Origin of the sequence: Pseudomonas sp. Fl5BN2, from assembly GCF_009908205.1 — a bacterium.
In the GTDB taxonomy this organism is placed as follows: domain Bacteria; phylum Pseudomonadota; class Gammaproteobacteria; order Pseudomonadales; family Pseudomonadaceae; genus Aquipseudomonas.
In genome coordinates this window covers 1-16,162 of record NZ_JAAARL010000001.1, presented here as the reverse complement: position 1 = coordinate 16,162, position 16,162 = coordinate 1, and the positions used below count along the sequence as shown (strand labels likewise).

Sequence of the window (16,162 nt, the reverse complement as noted above, 5' to 3'; positions counted from 1 at the left end):
CCGATTTATTGACCGGGAATATCCTTGCGCAGCTTCACCGGATCCTGCTGTTTCTTCTTTTTCGCGATGGCGGTGCGCAGCTTGATGTTGATGGCTTCCACCGCCAGGGAGAAGCCCATGGCGAAGTACACGTAGCCTTTGGGCACATGCACGCCGAAGGCTTCGGCGATCAGCACCGTACCCACCACCAGCAGGAACGACAGCGCGAGCATCTTCAGTGACGGGTGCTTGTCGATGAACTCACTGATGGTGCCCGAGGCCAGCATCATCACCAGCACCGCGACGATGATCGCCGCGACCATGACCGGTACATGGGACACCATGCCCACGGCGGTGATCACCGAATCCAGGGAGAACACGATGTCGATGATCGCGATCTGGATGATGGTGTAGATGAAGTTACCGCCCTTGCCTTTCGGTTCGTCGTTGGTTTCGTCTTCGCCTTCCAGGGCGTGGTACATCTCCTGGGAGCTTTTCCACAACAGGAACAGGCCACCGAAGAACAGGATCAGGTCACGTCCGGAGATGCCTTGGCCGAGGACCGTGAACAGATCGTCGGTGAGGCGCATGACCCAGGTGATCGACAACAGCAGCAGGATCCGCGTGATCATGGCCAGGGCCAGGCCAAAGATCCGGGTCCGCGCCTGCATATGCTTGGGCATGCGGCTGACCAGGATCGAGATCATGATGATGTTGTCGATGCCCAGGACAATTTCCAGGGCGGTCAAGGTGAAGAAGGCAACCCAGATTTCCGGGTTGGTCAGCCATTCCATGTGTAGTCCTTTGAGCGAGTGTTATGGCCCGGGTCGGGAAGCCGGCCCGGGCGGAGAATCAGTGCTTTAAAGAGTGCTGAACAACGGAAAGATCCCCATCAGCAAAGCGGCGAACATTATGCACAGGCAGACCAGCACTGCCCACTTGAGGGTAAAGCGCTGGTGATCGCCGAACTCGATACCGGCCAGGGCTACCAGCAGGTAGGTCGAGGGTACCAGTGGGCTGAGCAGGTGCACGGGTTGGCCGACGATCGAGGCGCGGGCCATTTCCACGGCGGTGATGCCGTAGTGGCTGGCGGCTTCGGCCAGCACGGGCAGCACACCATAGTAGAAGGCGTCATTGGACATGAAGAAGGTGAACGGCATGCTCACCAGCGCAGTGATGACTGCCAGGTACGGGCCGAGGGCCTCGGGGATCACCGCGAGCAGACTCTTGGACATGGCGTCGACCATGCCGGTACCGGACAGGATGCCGGTGAAGATGCCCGCCGCAAAGATCAGCCCGACTACCGCCAGTACGCTGCTGGCGTGGGCCGCGACCCGGTCTTTCTGCTGCTGCAGGCAGGGGTAGTTGACGATCATGGCGATACTGAAGGCCACCATGAACAGCACGGGCAGTGGCAGCAGGCCGGCGATCAGCGCGCACATCAGGGCGAAGGTCAGGGCAGCGTTGAACCAGATCAGCTTCGGCCGACGGGCATCTGGGTATTGCGACACGCTGATTTCACTGTGGTCGATCTCATCGCCGGCCAGGTGCAGTTCACCCAGGCGTGCACGCTCACGCTTGCCGTACAGATAGGCGATCGCCAGGATCGCTACCACGCCGGCCAGCATCGCCGGGATCATCGGTACGAAGATCTCCGATGGGTCTACATGCAGCGCACTGGCGGCGCGCGCGGTCGGGCCACCCCAGGGCGTCATGTTCATCACCCCGCCGGCGAGGATGATCAGGCCGGCCATGATCCGCGGGCTCATGCCGATGCGGCTGTACAGCGGCAGCATGGCGGCCACGCAGATCATGTAGGTGGTGGCGCCGTCACCGTCCAGGGACACCACCAGGGCCAGGACCGCGGTGCCGACGGAGACTTTCAGCGGGTCGCCCTTGACCAGTTTGAGGATCTTGCGCACCGCCGGGTCGAACAGGCCGGAGTCGATCATCAGGGCGAAATACAGGATGGCGAACATCAGCATCACGCCGGTGGGCGCCAGCTTGGTGATGCCTTCGAGCATCATCGGGCCGATTTTCGGCGCGAAACCGCCAAACAGGGCGAACAGGATAGGCACGATGATCAGGGCGATCAGCGCCGACAGGCGCTTGGTCATGATCAGGAACATGAACGTGATGACCATGGCAAAGCCAAGGAAAGTCAGCATGGGAGTACTCCAGGCGTAGCGCGGCTAGGGAATGGCGAACCGGGTGGGATCAGCGCAGAACGGCAAGCACGAGGCGTACGGGAGGAGTTGTAGCGAACAGGCGGGAACGAGCAGACATCAGAATCACCATTGTTGTTGTTAATAGGGCCGACAGCGCAGATACGCTCGCTGTGGCCAACCGGTCTGTTGCCGGTGGTGGAGGCGATCCTAATCGGGGAAGCTTTCAGCCAGCTTTCGCCGTTGAAAGGAATGAGTGGATGTTCAATCAGCTGATGGACGGCATAAAGTCGTCAGCATCACGCCAATGGAGAGACGCACATGAGTGAATTGCACATTGGAGGCTGCCATTGCGGCGGGTTGCGCTATCAGTTCAGCGGCCCTTTGCGGGACATTGCTCATTGCCACTGTTCGATCTGTCGACGGGTCAGTGGCGGCCTGGTGACCACCTGGATCACCTTGCCCGCCTCGGCTTTTTCCTGGGTAAAGGGAACGCCTGCCCGTTATGACTCGTCCAGCAGCTGTGCGCGTTACTTCTGTGGGAACTGTGGCGCCCAACTGGCACTGGTCACCCACCTGAGCCCGGACAGCATCGACGTCACCGTCGCCACCCTGGATCACCCTGAGCTGGCGCCGGCGGACCGGCATATCTGGACCGACAGCCAGCTGCCCTGGCTGCACCTGGATGAGCAGTTGCCGGGTGAGGCCGGGGAGACTTTGTAGCTCTATGGGTGCTGTTCCGGGCCTGGGCCGCCCGTTGAGCCTGCGGCCTTCAGCGGCAAGAATCCCTTGAGAGCAGGCGGTAATTACGGATACGGCGGTTCAAGCCGGCTGCGGACAAGCCGGACATCAGGGCAGCTCCAACCCGCCTGCTGCCTTGTGCAGCTCCCGCAAATGCTCGCCCACCAACTTCAGGTTGGCCTCGTTGGCGGCAATCTCCGCTGCCCGTGCGGGTTCCAGCAAGGCCCGAACCTCCTTGTCCAGTTCCCCGGTCAAGGATTGCAGCTGCTTCTGCCGCTGGCTGCTTTCGGACTCCAGGCGCTGCCATTCAGCGGGCTGCGGCAGGCCATAACCGCTGCTGCCCAGCAGTTCCGCCGGGCGGCTGAGGAAGCCGCTGTTGGCGAGAATTTCCTGCAGGGTCTTGTTGGCCTTTTCCATGCCGCCATTCTTCAGCTCGCGAGCCCCCAGATAACGCTGCTTGACCTCGTCCTGGGCCAGCAGCAATTGCCGGCGATAGCTGGCCTGCTCCAGCAGCAGCAAGGCGGCACTGGTGCGCAGGTCGGCCTGGTCGACCCACTGGCGGCGTTCTGCGGCGCTCAGCGACAGCCAGTCTTCGACGCTGGCCTGCTTGATGGGCAGGTGTTTGCGGATGACTTCGAACATCGCTTGGTAGCGGTCGCGGAAGGAGTCGAAGCGATAGCCCAGGCGCAGCGCCTCCCGCGGATCATCGAGCACGCTGGTGTCTGCCAGCCCCCTGCCCTTCAGTACCTCCAGCAAGCCATTGGGCATGATGCTGTCGAGGCCGATCAGCTGTTTATTGTTGCTACCGCTGCGCAGCAGCTTGAGGCTTTCCACCGCACAGTTGTTGGACAGGAAGTAATAGATGCCGTCGTAGCTCCAGTGCATCTCGGCGGCGTGTTCCACCACCTCCTCGATCTCGCTGCGCGACAGCTTGAGGGGCACCGACGCCAGGCTGCGCAGTTCGGTCTTGGTGTATTCGTCGATCACTTGGGACAGCGGCAGGACAAACAGCCGCGATGGGTATTTGCCCACTAGGCCATCCCAGCTGGACAGCTGCACATCACCGACAAAGGCTCGATAGGACAGCACCAGATGTTGGTCCAGGTCCAGTCGGCAATCCGGCCCCCGAGGTCTGCCTGGGGCGCAGATCACCAGGCGCAGCATGCTGTGGCCCCAGCGGCTGACCCAGTTCTGGTTGGCCTCTGCCAGCAGGTAGTCCACTGCGTAGACCCGTTCCGGATCCACCTGCCCCAGGGGCGTCTTGGCGAAGTCGTTGCCGGCATTGAGGAAGGCGAAGGACTTGGTGCAGGAGTCCTTGGCGGCGGGCGCCCAGCCGAAATGCTCCTGGTAGTAGCGGTATAGCGCCGGACGCCGGCAGGCGTAGCTCGGGTCGAGGAGGAAGTACTCCATGTTCACCGCCACGAATTCTTTCGGGTTGGTGATCTCGTAAAGGTCCGGGCTGCGGGCGATCTGCCGGTTGTGCTGCTCGCGCTCTCCCCTACGGCCGACGTATTGCGGCCAGCCCGCCAGGTCCAGCAGGCGTGGATCATCGCTGAGGGTGAAGCGACGGTCGTTCTGGCCGCGGCATTCATCTGGCAGGCCGATCAGGCCGGAGGTGTTGTTTTTGCGCGTGCAGCGCTGGATCAGGCTGCGTTCGGCACTGGGCCATAAACGTGCACGATCGTAAATGTGGGTTAGCTCATGGAGCACGGTGGCAAGCATTTCCCGGCGCACAGTGCCATGGGGGCGGCTGGTTTTCTGGGTTGCCGCGGAACCATCGGCCAGGCTCGGCAGTAGCGCGCGGTTAAGGTCCAGCTCCGACATTAGAGAGGCTTCGCCATAGGCGTTGTCGGGCATCTGGTCGGTCCAGCCGACGTCAATGGTGCGGTCCAGTTGCTGGATGAAGCGCGGCGGCAGCGCCTGCATCGCTTCATCCAGCAGCACCTGGCTGGCGTGCTGTTGCGCCGGGGTCAAGCCATCGGTCTTGAGGCGCAATTGCAGATCGGCCTGGGCGCTGTTGCAGAGCAGCGCCAGGGTTCCGGCCAGCAGCCAGGCGAGGAGTGGTTTCACAGCGCGAGGATGGCTTCGGCCAGCACCTGATCGCTGGCGTCCCGGGCTTCCGGTACGTGGGTACGAAGGGCATCGAATGCGGCTTCCAGCTGCGCGCCACGGATATCACCGTTGCTGGCAACGAAACTGGCAGCATCGTCGTGGGCTTCGCGTACGACTTTAGAGTCACGGATCGAGGTGGTGGTGTCTGAAGTGAAATCGATCGTGCGGCCGGAGGCACGGACGATGATGTTACTGGTGGCCACCAGGGTGTGTGCCTGGGCCACATCGGCCAACAACAGCAGGCCAAGGGTGGCGGCAATCAGCGGGCTACGCATGGAACGACTCCGGAATAACAGGGATGGTTATTGGACGAGAATTGCCTGCGCCAGTTCAAGGTCGCTGGCATGAAGTTTTGCCGGGTCCTGGCGCAGGTAGTTCAGTGCGGACTCCAGGCGGGCACCGCGCAGTCTACCGTCGGTTGCAATGAAGGCGGCGGCATCATCCTGGGCGGCGAGCAGCAGTTTATGGTCGAAGGGCGCCGAGGTCACCTGGCTTGTGGCGTACACGGTGACGACCGTGCTTTGGGTGGTCAGGTCGAATGCCTGCGTTGAGCCGGCCCAACAGACGATGATCAATAGCGGAGCAAAAAGCGCAATTCGGAACAAACCCATGAGTCTCGACAGCTGAAAACCAGCGCCAAGGCTAGCGCAATGCCCCGGACAGGGCCAGAGCAGAGAGCTTCAGGTGCGCGTACGCACCTGAAACAGGCGGTCTTCAGATCGCCAGGATTGCCTGGGCAAGTTGTGCGTCAGTGGCGTGCAACTGAGGTGCCTGCTGGCGGATGTGGGCAAAGGCACTTTCCAGTTTCACCCCGCGAATAGCGCCATCGGTGGCGACGAAGCTGGCGGCGTCATCCCGTGCGGCACGGACAATCTTGTGGTCGCGCAGGGATGATGTGGCATCGGATGTGGCATCGCTGGTGGCCTTGAGTGCACCGACAATGGCGTCGGTGGTCACGATCAGGCTAGTGGCGTGGGCATTGGCGGCCAGGGCCAGCAGTGCGGCAGCGCTGAGCAGACGAAGACGGGACATGGGTAACTCCTGTGAATGAACAGACAATTAAAAGGCGCTGAGTGAGACGCCGGACAGCCACTGCGAGGTGCTGTGTCTGCTTGATCTGACGCAGCTCGGAGAAGAATCGCTACGTCGCATCAGATATTAGGCTGAGCTGATCTGTTCGCACAGACCTGCGTCAGAGATTAGCGCCAGAAGGGTTTGCGCAGTTCTTCTGTCTGTTCACAGTGGCTGATGCCGCTGTCCGACAGTTCTCGTTCGTCCATCTGTGACAACAGTCGTCGAGTTCGTGCCCTCTCCTGCATGTTTCTGAGCGCATGTATCCAGCTTCGCACAGTGCTGAAGTGTGGTGATACCTGGGACGAGTTGCTGGTTTGCCTGAGTGATGAGTTCATGACGCAATCCTCGCTGGAAAGTCGAGCAATTGGCTCGTAGCGTCATGGTGTTGAGTTGTGGCACGACTAAACAGATACACCGGCGTTAAATTGTACTGGTGTAGATGTTGTTATTTTAAAACTGTACCTATTGTGAATAGCTGAAGCTGTACTCCAATTCCGAAAGCTTTTTTCCAGGCCATAACGACAAAACCCGTCGCGGTTTCCCACGACGGGTTTTGTGTGTGCAATTCGGGGTGCTGGCGGTGGACCCGGTGGGTCAGAGCCAGCGACGCTGAGTTAGCGCCAGAACGGCTTGCTCAGCTCTTCGTAGCGTTGTGCTTCGCTGATCCCGGCATCGGCCAGCAGACGCGAGTCCAGGCGAGCCAATTGATGGCGGCTGGAGATGCGGCGCTGCCACAGCATCAGGTTGGCGATAACGCGCAGAGGCATGGAAGCCTGGGTCTTTGCAGCTTTGTCTTCGAAGAACAGTTCGGAACTGAGTGTACGTTCCATGATGTGCATCCTTCCGCTTGTGGCGGGATTAGGTAGTGGTTTAACTGGTGCCCATGATCCTCCTCCGGCGCAAGACTCTGTAGATACAGTTCATCTGTATTGTGATGGGCCAGTTAACTGTTTATAGGGGCTGTACTGTTCAGAAATGGCGCAACTGTACCTGTCGGCACTATATTGGTGCGTTTCTGTTGTTTTTGACTGAGGAGTGGTGTGCTAGGAAGGGGAATCAACCAGTACAGCAGTACAGTTTTTTCAGGTTTGTGGCGAGTGGTCGGCAGGCTGACGAAACTGTGTTTGCGTCAGCTGCCAACTGTATCAATTACTCGGCGAGCATTTTCCCGGTTTCTTCCAGGTTGATGTGCCAGCTCAGGGCTTCGCGCAGGATGTGTGGCGTATGACCACCCAGGGCGCAGGCCTTGGTGAAGTAGTCATTCAGCGCGTCGCGGTAGGCTGGATGCACGCAGTTGTCGATGATTACCCGTGCCCGCTCCCGCGGCGCCAGGCCACGCAGGTCAGCCAGGCCGATCTCGGTCACCAGGATGTCGACGTCATGCTCGGTGTGGTCCACATGGCTGACCATCGGTACCACGCTGGATATGGCTCCGCCCTTGGCAATCGATTTGGTGACGAAGATCGCCAGATGCGCGTTGCGGGCGAAGTCGCCGGAACCGCCGATGCCATTCATCATCCGCGTGCCGCAGACGTGGGTGGAGTTGACGTTGCCGTAGATGTCGAACTCCAGCGCGGTATTGATCCCGATGATGCCCAGGCGGCGCACCACTTCCGGATGGTTGGAAATCTCCTGGGGACGCAGCACCAGTTTGTCCTTGTAGCGCTCCAGGTTGCCGAAAACGTCGGCATTGCGTCGGCTCGACAGCGTGATGGAGCTGCCGGAGGCGAAGCTCAGCTTGCCGGCATCGATCAGGTCGAAGGTCGAGTCCTGCAGCACTTCGGAGTACATGGTCAGGTTTTCGAAGGGGGAATCGATCAGGCCGCACATCACCGCGTTGGCAATGTTGCCGATACCCGCCTGCAGCGGACCGAGCTTATTGCTCATGCGCCCGGCATCCACTTCCTGCTTGAGGAAGTCGATCAGGTGATTGGCAATGCCCTGGGTCTCGCTGTCCGGGGTCGATACCGTGGACGGTGAGTCGGACTGGTTGGTGATGACAATGGCGACGATCTTTTCCGCAGGAATCGGAATCGCGGTGCTACCGATGCGATCGTCGACCTTCACCAGCGGGATTGGCGTGCGGGTCGGACGATAGGTCGGGATATAGATGTCGTGCAGGCCTTCCAGGTTCGGATTGTGCGCCAGGTTGATCTCGACGATCACCTGCTTGGCGAAGATCGCGAAGCTGGCGGAGTTACCCACCGACGTGGTCGGCACGATATGCCCCTGCTCAGTGATGGCCACAGCTTCGATCACCGCGATATCCGGTAGCTTGAGCTGCTGGTTACGCAGTTGCTCGACGGTTTCCGACAGGTGCTGGTCGATGAACATTACCTCGCCGGCGTTGATCGCCTTGCGCAGGGTGCTGTCCACCTGGAACGGCATGCGCCGGGCCAGGACGCCGGCCTCGGTGAGTTGCTTGTCCAGGTCGTTGCCCAGGCTGGCGCCGGTCATCAGGCTGATTTTAAGCGGCGTTACCTTGGCCCGTTCGGCCAGGGCATGGGGGACGGCCTTGGCTTCACCGGCGCGGGTAAAACCGCTCATGCCGACGGTCATGCCGTCCTCGATCAGAGCGGCAGCATCGGCGGCGCTCATCACCTTATCCAACAACGAAGGCAAGCGGATACGATCACGGTACATGGATTGTTATCTCGGGCAACGAAAGCAAGAAGCGCAGTCTAGTGATTTCAAAAAAAAACGCCCCGCGACAAAGGTCGAATGAAAGGCCCTGATCTAGAGCCTTCTGTCGGCTTTGTGGGGTAAATAAAAAACCCCAGCCTACTAAAGACTGAGGTTTTGGGTATTGCGCTACGGCAGGGTTACTCGACGGCCTTGACCATGTCCTCGATGACTTTCTTCGCGTCGCCGAAGACCATCATGGTTTTGTCGAGGTAGAACAGTTCGTTGTCCAGGCCGGCATAACCGCTGGCCATGGAGCGCTTGTTGACGATGATGGTCTTGGCCTTGAAGGCCTCGAGAATCGGCATGCCGGCGATGGGCGATTTCGGATCGTTCTTCGCCGCCGGGTTGACCACGTCGTTGGCGCCCAGTACCAGCACCACGTCGGCCTGGCCGAACTCGGAGTTGATGTCTTCCATCTCGAACACCTGGTCGTAAGGCACTTCGGCCTCGGCCAGTAGCACGTTCATGTGGCCGGGCATGCGACCCGCTACGGGGTGAATCGCGTACTTCACGGTCACGCCGCGGTGGGTCAACTTCTCGGTCAACTCCTTCAGCGCATGCTGGGCCCGGGCCACCGCCAGGCCGTAGCCGGGAACGATGATCACAGTGTCGGCATTGGTCAGCAGGAAGGTCGCGTCGTCAGCCGAACCGGATTTCACCGGGCGGGCTTCTTTCGAGCCAGCAGGTCCTGCGGCGTCGGCGGTGTTGCCGAAACCACCGAGCAGTACGTTGAAGAACGAACGGTTCATCGCCTTGCACATGATGTACGAGAGGATGGCGCCGCTGGAGCCTACCAGGGAGCCAGCGATGATCAGCATTGAGTTGTTCAGGGAGAAACCGATCCCCGCTGCTGCCCAGCCCGAGTAGCTGTTGAGCATCGACACCACCACCGGCATATCGGCGCCGCCGATCGGGATGATGATCAGCACGCCCATGACGAAGGCCAGGGCCAGCATCAGGGCGAAAGCGCCCAGGTTGCCGGTGAACATGAAGGTTACGCCCAGGCCCAGGGTGGCCAGGCCCAGCACCAGGTTCAGCTTGTGCTGCCCGGCGAACTGTACTGGTGCGCCCTGGAACAGGCGGAACTTGTACTTGCCCGACAGTTTGCCGAAGGCGATCACCGAACCGGAGAAGGTGATTGCACCGATGGCCGCACCAAGGAATAGCTCCAGGCGGTTACCGGCCGGGATTGAGTCGCCCAGGTGTTTGACGATGCCCAGGGACTGAGGTTCGACCACCGCAGCAATGGCAATAAACACCGCAGCCAGGCCGATCATGCTGTGCATGAAGGCTACCAGCTCCGGCATCTTGGTCATCTCGACGCGCTTGGCCATGATCGAGCCGGCGGTACCGCCGATCAGCAGGCCGACGATCACATAGCCGATACCGGCGGTGGCCAGTTCGGCGCCCAGCTTATAGATGAGGCCGATGGTGGTCAGTACCGCCAGTGCCATGCCCAGCATGCCAAACAGGTTGCCGCGACGGGACGTGGTGGGGTGCGACAGGCCTTTGAGGGCCTGGATGAAGCAGATAGACGCGATCAGGTAGAGCGTCGTTACCAGGTTCATGCTCATTACTTGGGCGCCTCTTCTTTTGCTTTCGGGGCTTTTTTCTTGAACATCTCAAGCATCCGGCGGGTGACCAGGAAACCACCAAACACGTTGACCGCAGCCAGGGCCACGGCCAGGGTGCCCATGGTCTTGCCCAGCGGGGTCACTGTCAGGGCGGCGGCCAGCATGGCGCCGACGATGACGATCGCGGAAATGGCATTGGTCACCGCCATCAAAGGCGTGTGCAGTGCGGGTGTGACGTTCCAGACCACGTGGTAACCGACATAGATCGCCAGTACAAAGATGATCAGGTTGTAGATACCGGGGGAGATAAGCTCTTCCATCGTCTGAATCCCTGCTTAGGCGTTTTTGCGGATGACTTGGCCGTCGCGGCACATCAGGCACGCGGCGACGATGTCGTCTTCGAGGTTGACTTCGAACTGCCCTTCTTTGGTGAAGACAAGCTTCAGGAAGTCCAGCAGGTTGCGGGCGTACAGCGCCGAGGCATCAGCCGCTACCGCGCCGGCCAGGTTGGTGGGACCGGCAATCGTCACGCCGTTCTCGACCACCACCTGGTCAGCCACGGTCAGCGGGCAGTTGCCGCCTTGGGCGGCAGCCAGGTCGATGACCACGGAGCCGGGCTTCATCTGGGCTACGGTCTCGGCGCTCAGCAGCGTCGGCGCCTTGCGGCCCGGAATCAGCGCGGTGGTGATGACGATATCGGCCTGCTTGGCGCGCTCATGCACCGCCAGGGCCTGGCGCTGCATCCAGCTGGCCGGCATGGGGCGGGCATAACCGCCGACACCAACGGCGCACTCGCGCTCTTCATCGGTCTCGTAAGGCACATCAACGAACTTGGCTCCCAGGGACTCGATCTGCTCCTTCACTGCCGGGCGCACGTCTGAGGCCTCGATCACCGCTCCCAGGCGTTTGGCCGTGGCGATGGCCTGCAAACCTGCAACACCGGCGCCAAGAATCAGCACGCGGGCGGCTTTCACGGTACCGGCGGCAGTCATCAACATCGGCATGAAGCGTGGGTAGTAGTGGGCTGCCAGCAGCACAGCCTTGTAGCCGGCAATGTTGGCCTGGGATGAAAGCACATCCAGGCTCTGGGCCCGGGAAGTGCGTGGCGCGGCTTCCAGGGCAAAGGCGGTGATCCCGCACTCGGCCAGCTTGGCAATGGTCTCGTTGCTGAACGGATTGAGCATGCCTACCAACACAGTGCCGCTCTTGATCAGCGTCAGCTCTGCGTCGCTCGGGGCTACTACCTTGAGGATCAGTTCAGCGCCAAAGGCATCGTTGGCGCTGCCAATGGTTGCCCCTGCCGCTTCATAGGCACTGTCGACCACGCTGGCGTTAATGCCGGCGCCGCTTTGCACAGTGACTTTATGACCCTGGCCGATCAGCTTCTTGATGGTTTCCGGGGTTGCAGCAACCCGTGTTTCACCCGTCTGGGTTTCGAGAGGAACACCAATGTGCACGTCAAATCTCCTGCTTGATCTTATTGCTTTCGATCTTTCTTAGAAGGCCAGTGCACTGCGGAGGGTGCAACTGGGGTGGCCGATCAGCACGATCCCGCTGAAATCACAGCGGGGCGCGGCATTTTGCAGGCGAACTTTGAGGCCTTCAAGGGATTCTGACTAGTGACGGAAAATTAACTACAAGTCACCCCGTGACCGAATGTCGCAACGTACCGGGTTAAACCCTTGTAAGCCGTGCCTTTCAAGGCCTAGGCCTTGAAATCAAGATTTTTCTCATCGGAGGTGTGAATAGTCCTGCATTACCTCTCAATAAACCCTACAAGCCGCGTGGTTAGGCGCTTGTAGGACGATTGTGCAAGGTGTCGGTACAGTCTGTCTAAATGCGACAAATAATTATATCTGTAGTGTTTTATATTTATTGACTACGGGGTCAGCTAATAACTGTAGGCCCCTACTGCTCTAGGTTGTAGCTATTCGCCTGGTTCACCAGCCAATCGCGGAATGCCCGCAAAGAGGCAGATTCCACCTTGCGCTCGGGAATGATCAGGTAATACGCCTTGATGCTCGACAGCGCCTGAGGGTTGGCGATCACCAGGAGTTTCTCTGCCAGTTCGCGCTGAATAAGGAAGGGAGGAATCAGCGCGATGCCCATATCGTGCATGGCAGCCTGGGCGAGCATGGAGAATAGCTCGTAGCGCGGGCCTGTCATGTCGCGGGGGATGTTCAACTGTTGGGAGTTGAACCATTGTCTCCAGGCGTAGGGGCGCGTGGTCTGTTGTAGTAGCGGCAACTCGGCAATGGCTGTGGCGCTTAATTGGCCGTTGTTGCCCAGCATCTCCGGGCTGCACACCGGCATGGGATTCTCGCCCATCAGGCGGTGGGACTGGGTGCCGGACCAGTCGGCATCGCCGAAGTAGATGGCGGCGTCGAAGGGCGTGTCGGCAAACAGAAAGGGGCGCGTGCGGTTGGTCAGGTTGACCGTGACTTCGGGGTGTTGCTGCTGGAAGTCCTTGAGGCGTGGCAAGAGCCACTGGGTGCCGAAGGTTGGAACCACTGCTAGCTCAATGACGTTGGCACCCTGTTGCCCCATGACTGAAAGCGTGTCGCGCTCCACCGCATCCAGCTGAGTGGCCACCCGGCGGCTATAGGACAGGCCTGCCTCGGTGAGTTTGACTCCGCGTCGTGAACGTCGGAAGAGTTCCACGCTGAGAAACTCTTCCAGGCTAGCGATCTGCCGGCAGACGGCGCCCTGAGTCAAGGAAAGCTCCTGCGCGGCCTTGGTAAAGCTCTCGTGGCGAGCGGCGGCTTCGAAGCTGATAAGGGCGGCGGTGCTGGGGATCTTTCTGCGCATGTACGGCTATCTCACTAATGGAGGCTGTAAAAGGCATTTTTTGCCATTACGGAGTGAGAAATTAGCACAACAATATGCAAAATCCTCGTTTGCCTGGGGGCTCCAGCTGCGCCTAGGATCAGCTCACGATAGTTGACCTAATTCACGAGGACTTACTCATGGGCGGCAAAGCAAGCTTCAACTGGATCGATCCCCTTCTGCTGGACCAGCAACTCACCGAAGAAGAGCGCATGGTTCGCGACAGTGCCGAGCAGTTCGCCCAGGGCAAGTTGGCGCCGCGGGTTCTGGAAGCTTTCCGTCATGAGAAGACTGATCCAGCCATCTTCCGTGAGATGGGTGAGATCGGACTGCTGGGGGCGACCATTCCAGAGCAATACGGTGGCAGTGGCTTGAGCTACGTGTGCTATGGCCTGATCGCTCGTGAAGTGGAGCGTGTGGATTCCGGCTACCGTTCGATGATGAGTGTGCAGTCGTCCCTGGTAATGGTGCCGATCAACGAGTTCGGGACTGAGGCACAAAAACAGAAGTACTTGCCGAAACTGGCGTCTGGCGAGTGGATTGGTTGCTTTGGTCTGACCGAGCCGAACCATGGTTCTGACCCGGGTGCGATGATTACTCGTGCGCGGAAGGTGGACGGCGGCTATAGCCTGACTGGCAGCAAGATGTGGATCACTAACAGTCCGATCGCCGATGTGTTCGTGGTCTGGGGCAAGGACGACGCCGGCGATATTCGGGGTTTCGTTCTGGAGAAGGGCTGGAAAGGCCTGAGTGCTCCGGCTATCCACGGCAAGGTCGGTCTGCGAGCGTCGATCACTGGTGAGATCGTCATGGACAACGTATTTGTACCGGAAGAGAACATCTTCCCAGACGTGCGTGGCCTGAAAGGTCCTTTCACCTGCCTGAACTCGGCGCGTTATGGCATCTCTTGGGGTGCACTGGGTGCTGCAGAGTTCTGCTGGCACACCGCACGTCAATACACCCTGGATCGTCAGCAGTTTGGTCGTCCCTTGGCTGCGACTCAGTTAATCCAGAAGAAACTGGCGGACATGCAAACTGAAATCACCCTCGCCCTTCAGGGTTGCCTGCGACTGGGACGGATGAAGGATGAAGGCACGGCAGCGGTGGAAATCACCTCGATCATGAAGCGCAACTCTTGCGGCAAGTCCCTTGATATCGCGCGTATGGCTCGTGACATGCTGGGCGGTAATGGTATCTCCGATGAGTTCGGGGTTGCCCGCCACCTGGTGAACCTGGAAGTGGTCAATACCTACGAAGGTACCCACGACGTGCATGCGCTGATTCTAGGGCGTGCGCAAACCGGTCTCCAGGCGTTCTATTAATAGGAGAGCGACCATGGGCGCGTTATCGCATCTGCGGGTACTGGATTTGTCACGGGTATTGGCTGGGCCCTGGTCTGGGCAGATTCTGGCGGACCTTGGGGCCGAGGTCATCAAGGTCGAGCGTCCAGGCAATGGTGACGATACGCGCGCCTGGGGGCCGCCCTTCCTTAAAGATGCGTATGGCGAGAACACCACCGAGGCCGCCTATTACTTGTCGGCCAACCGTAACAAGCAGTCGGTGACCATCGACTTCACTCGTCCTGAGGGGCAGCAGCTGGTGCGTGAGCTGGCGGCCAAGTCAGACATTGTCATCGAGAACTTCAAGGTTGGTGGGCTGGCGGCATATGGCTTGGACTATGACTCGCTCAAGGCCATTAACCCGCAGTTGATCTATTGCTCGATCACCGGGTTTGGTCAGACCGGTCCCTATGCCAAGCGGGCGGGTTATGACTTCATGATCCAGGGGTTGGGTGGGCTGATGAGTCTCACCGGAAGACCTGAGGGGGATGAGGGAGGTGGACCGGTGAAGGTCGGTGTGGCCTTGACCGATATCCTGACGGGGCTTTATTCGACGGTGGCGGTTCTGGCGGCCTTGGCTCATCGGGATCAGGGTGGTGGCGGGCAGCACATTGATATGGCGTTGCTGGATGTGCAGGTCGCGTGTCTGGCTAACCAGGCCATGAACTATCTGACGACGGGGGTTGCCCCCAAGCGTCTGGGCAATGCTCATCCGAATATCGTTCCTTATCAGGACTTTCCAACGGCGGATGGTGACTTCATTCTTACGGTGGGTAACGACGGCCAGTTTCGCAAGTTTGCCGAGGTGGCAGGTCAGCCGCAGTGGGTGGATGATCCTCGGTTTGCCACTAATAAGCTGCGGGTGGCTAATCGGGCGGTGTTGATTCCGCTGATTCGTCAGGCGACGGTGTTCAAGACTACAGCTGAGTGGGTGAGCCAGCTGGAGCAGGCTGGGGTGCCCTGTGGGCCGATCAATGATCTGGCACAGGTGTTTGCTGATCCACAGGTCGTGTCTCGTGGCCTGGCTATCGAGTTGCCTCATGCATTGGCTGGGATGGTGCCCCAGGTGGCGAGTCCGATTCGCCTCTCCGAGACTCCAGTGGAGTACCGTAATGCCCCTCCTCTATTAGGTGAGCACACTGCGCAGGTTCTGCAGCGGGTACTGGGGATGCCGGTCGAGGCGGTGGGTGCGTTGCGGCAGTCGGGAGTGCTGTAGGGTTCTCTTCTATATAGAGGTGCGTAATGCCTCTCTATATATAGCCTTGCGAAAGCCCCTGTTTCAGGGGCTTTTGATCTTATTCATAGAAAATTCAAATTAAGTGTTGACGGCAGATTCTACACGTCTATAATTCGCCCCACTTCCGGCGCAGTCGAAACGGAAAACTCCTTGAGATTCAACGAGTTACGCAGTTTTCGGCAGCGGTTACGCTTCAGTTCATCGAAGCCAGAAGGAGTTGGTAAGGCAGTGAGTTTTAGCCTTATTAACGATTCGATCCTCTCGGTCGAAAGCGGTGAAAAAGAGGTGTTGACAGCAGCGTGTAACGCTGTAGAATTCGCCTCCCGCTAACGAGAGATCGGAAGCGCAAGTGGTTGAAGTTACAAAGGAAACTTTGAAAACTTCTGAAAATAATCACTTGACAGCAAATGAGGCTGCTGTAGAATGCGC

The 16,162-nt window shown here is 59.4% G+C and carries 16 protein-coding genes; 3 read left to right on the top strand and 13 right to left on the bottom strand.

What is annotated here, in order from left to right; all coding sequences use genetic code 11:
* Positions 1-5 precede the first annotated feature (5 nt).
* Positions 6-773 (bottom strand): TerC family protein, encoded by a 768-nt coding sequence (locus GV819_RS00080; RefSeq protein ID WP_161752305.1) that lies wholly within the window; start codon positions 771-773, stop codon positions 6-8.
* A gap of 66 nt (positions 774-839) precedes the next feature.
* Positions 840-2,147: a CitMHS family transporter gene (locus GV819_RS00075; RefSeq protein WP_161752303.1), complete on the bottom strand. Its 1,308-nt coding sequence runs from the start codon at positions 2,145-2,147 to the stop codon at positions 840-842.
* 318 nt (positions 2,148-2,465) lie between these two features.
* Here GV819_RS00075 and GV819_RS00070 point away from each other — a divergent pair, with 318 nt between their 5' ends.
* A complete protein-coding gene (locus tag GV819_RS00070; protein WP_161752301.1) occupies positions 2,466-2,867 on the top strand; it encodes a GFA family protein in 402 nt (133 codons plus the stop codon).
* A gap of 126 nt (positions 2,868-2,993) precedes the next feature.
* Here GV819_RS00070 and GV819_RS00065 read toward each other — a convergent pair whose 3' ends face one another.
* The 11 genes from GV819_RS00065 to GV819_RS00015 all read right to left on the bottom strand — a co-directional run bounded on the left by GV819_RS00065 (position 2,994) and on the right by GV819_RS00015 (position 13,138).
* A complete protein-coding gene (locus tag GV819_RS00065; protein WP_161752299.1) occupies positions 2,994-4,955 on the bottom strand; it encodes a DUF4105 domain-containing protein in 1,962 nt (653 codons plus the stop codon).
* Complete coding sequence (locus GV819_RS00060; RefSeq protein ID WP_161752296.1) at positions 4,952-5,272, bottom strand: DUF2388 domain-containing protein; 321 nt, start codon at positions 5,270-5,272, stop codon at positions 4,952-4,954. Before GV819_RS00060 ends, GV819_RS00065 begins: the two co-directional genes overlap by 4 nt.
* A gap of 27 nt (positions 5,273-5,299) precedes the next feature.
* A complete protein-coding gene (locus tag GV819_RS00055) occupies positions 5,300-5,608 on the bottom strand; it encodes a DUF2388 domain-containing protein (RefSeq protein ID WP_161752294.1) in 309 nt (102 codons plus the stop codon).
* A gap of 103 nt (positions 5,609-5,711) precedes the next feature.
* Entirely contained in the window at positions 5,712-6,029 is a 318-nt protein-coding gene (locus tag GV819_RS00050) for a DUF2388 domain-containing protein (RefSeq protein WP_161752292.1), read from the bottom strand.
* 167 nt (positions 6,030-6,196) lie between these two features.
* Positions 6,197-6,406, bottom strand: a complete 210-nt coding sequence (locus tag GV819_RS00045) for a DUF1127 domain-containing protein (RefSeq protein WP_161752290.1) — start codon at positions 6,404-6,406, stop codon at positions 6,197-6,199.
* A 279-nt stretch (positions 6,407-6,685) separates the two neighbouring features.
* Positions 6,686-6,901, bottom strand: a complete 216-nt coding sequence (locus GV819_RS00040; RefSeq protein WP_161752288.1) for a DUF1127 domain-containing protein — start codon at positions 6,899-6,901, stop codon at positions 6,686-6,688.
* 319 nt (positions 6,902-7,220) lie between these two features.
* On the bottom strand, positions 7,221-8,714 hold the full coding sequence (locus GV819_RS00035) for an acetyl-CoA hydrolase/transferase family protein (protein WP_161752286.1): 1,494 nt from the start codon (positions 8,712-8,714) through the stop codon (positions 7,221-7,223).
* A gap of 179 nt (positions 8,715-8,893) precedes the next feature.
* Complete coding sequence (locus tag GV819_RS00030) at positions 8,894-10,330, bottom strand: NAD(P)(+) transhydrogenase (Re/Si-specific) subunit beta (protein ID WP_161752284.1); 1,437 nt, start codon at positions 10,328-10,330, stop codon at positions 8,894-8,896.
* On the bottom strand, positions 10,330-10,650 hold the full coding sequence (locus GV819_RS00025; RefSeq protein ID WP_003220416.1) for an NAD(P) transhydrogenase subunit alpha: 321 nt from the start codon (positions 10,648-10,650) through the stop codon (positions 10,330-10,332). Before GV819_RS00025 ends, GV819_RS00030 begins: the two co-directional genes overlap by 1 nt.
* A gap of 15 nt (positions 10,651-10,665) precedes the next feature.
* Positions 10,666-11,787, bottom strand: coding sequence for a Re/Si-specific NAD(P)(+) transhydrogenase subunit alpha (locus tag GV819_RS00020; RefSeq protein WP_161752282.1), 1,122 nt, complete (start codon positions 11,785-11,787; stop codon positions 10,666-10,668).
* Positions 11,788-12,238: 451 nt separating this feature from the next.
* Positions 12,239-13,138 (bottom strand): LysR substrate-binding domain-containing protein, encoded by a 900-nt coding sequence (locus GV819_RS00015; protein ID WP_161752280.1) that lies wholly within the window; start codon positions 13,136-13,138, stop codon positions 12,239-12,241.
* Positions 13,139-13,296: 158 nt separating this feature from the next.
* Here GV819_RS00015 and GV819_RS00010 point away from each other — a divergent pair, with 158 nt between their 5' ends.
* Together GV819_RS00010 and GV819_RS00005 are read left to right on the top strand one after the other, a co-directional pair.
* Positions 13,297-14,478, top strand: a complete 1,182-nt coding sequence (locus GV819_RS00010) for an acyl-CoA dehydrogenase (RefSeq protein WP_161752278.1) — start codon at positions 13,297-13,299, stop codon at positions 14,476-14,478.
* A gap of 13 nt (positions 14,479-14,491) precedes the next feature.
* Positions 14,492-15,712 (top strand): CaiB/BaiF CoA transferase family protein, encoded by a 1,221-nt coding sequence (locus tag GV819_RS00005; RefSeq protein ID WP_161752276.1) that lies wholly within the window; start codon positions 14,492-14,494, stop codon positions 15,710-15,712.
* Positions 15,713-16,162 lie beyond the last annotated feature (450 nt).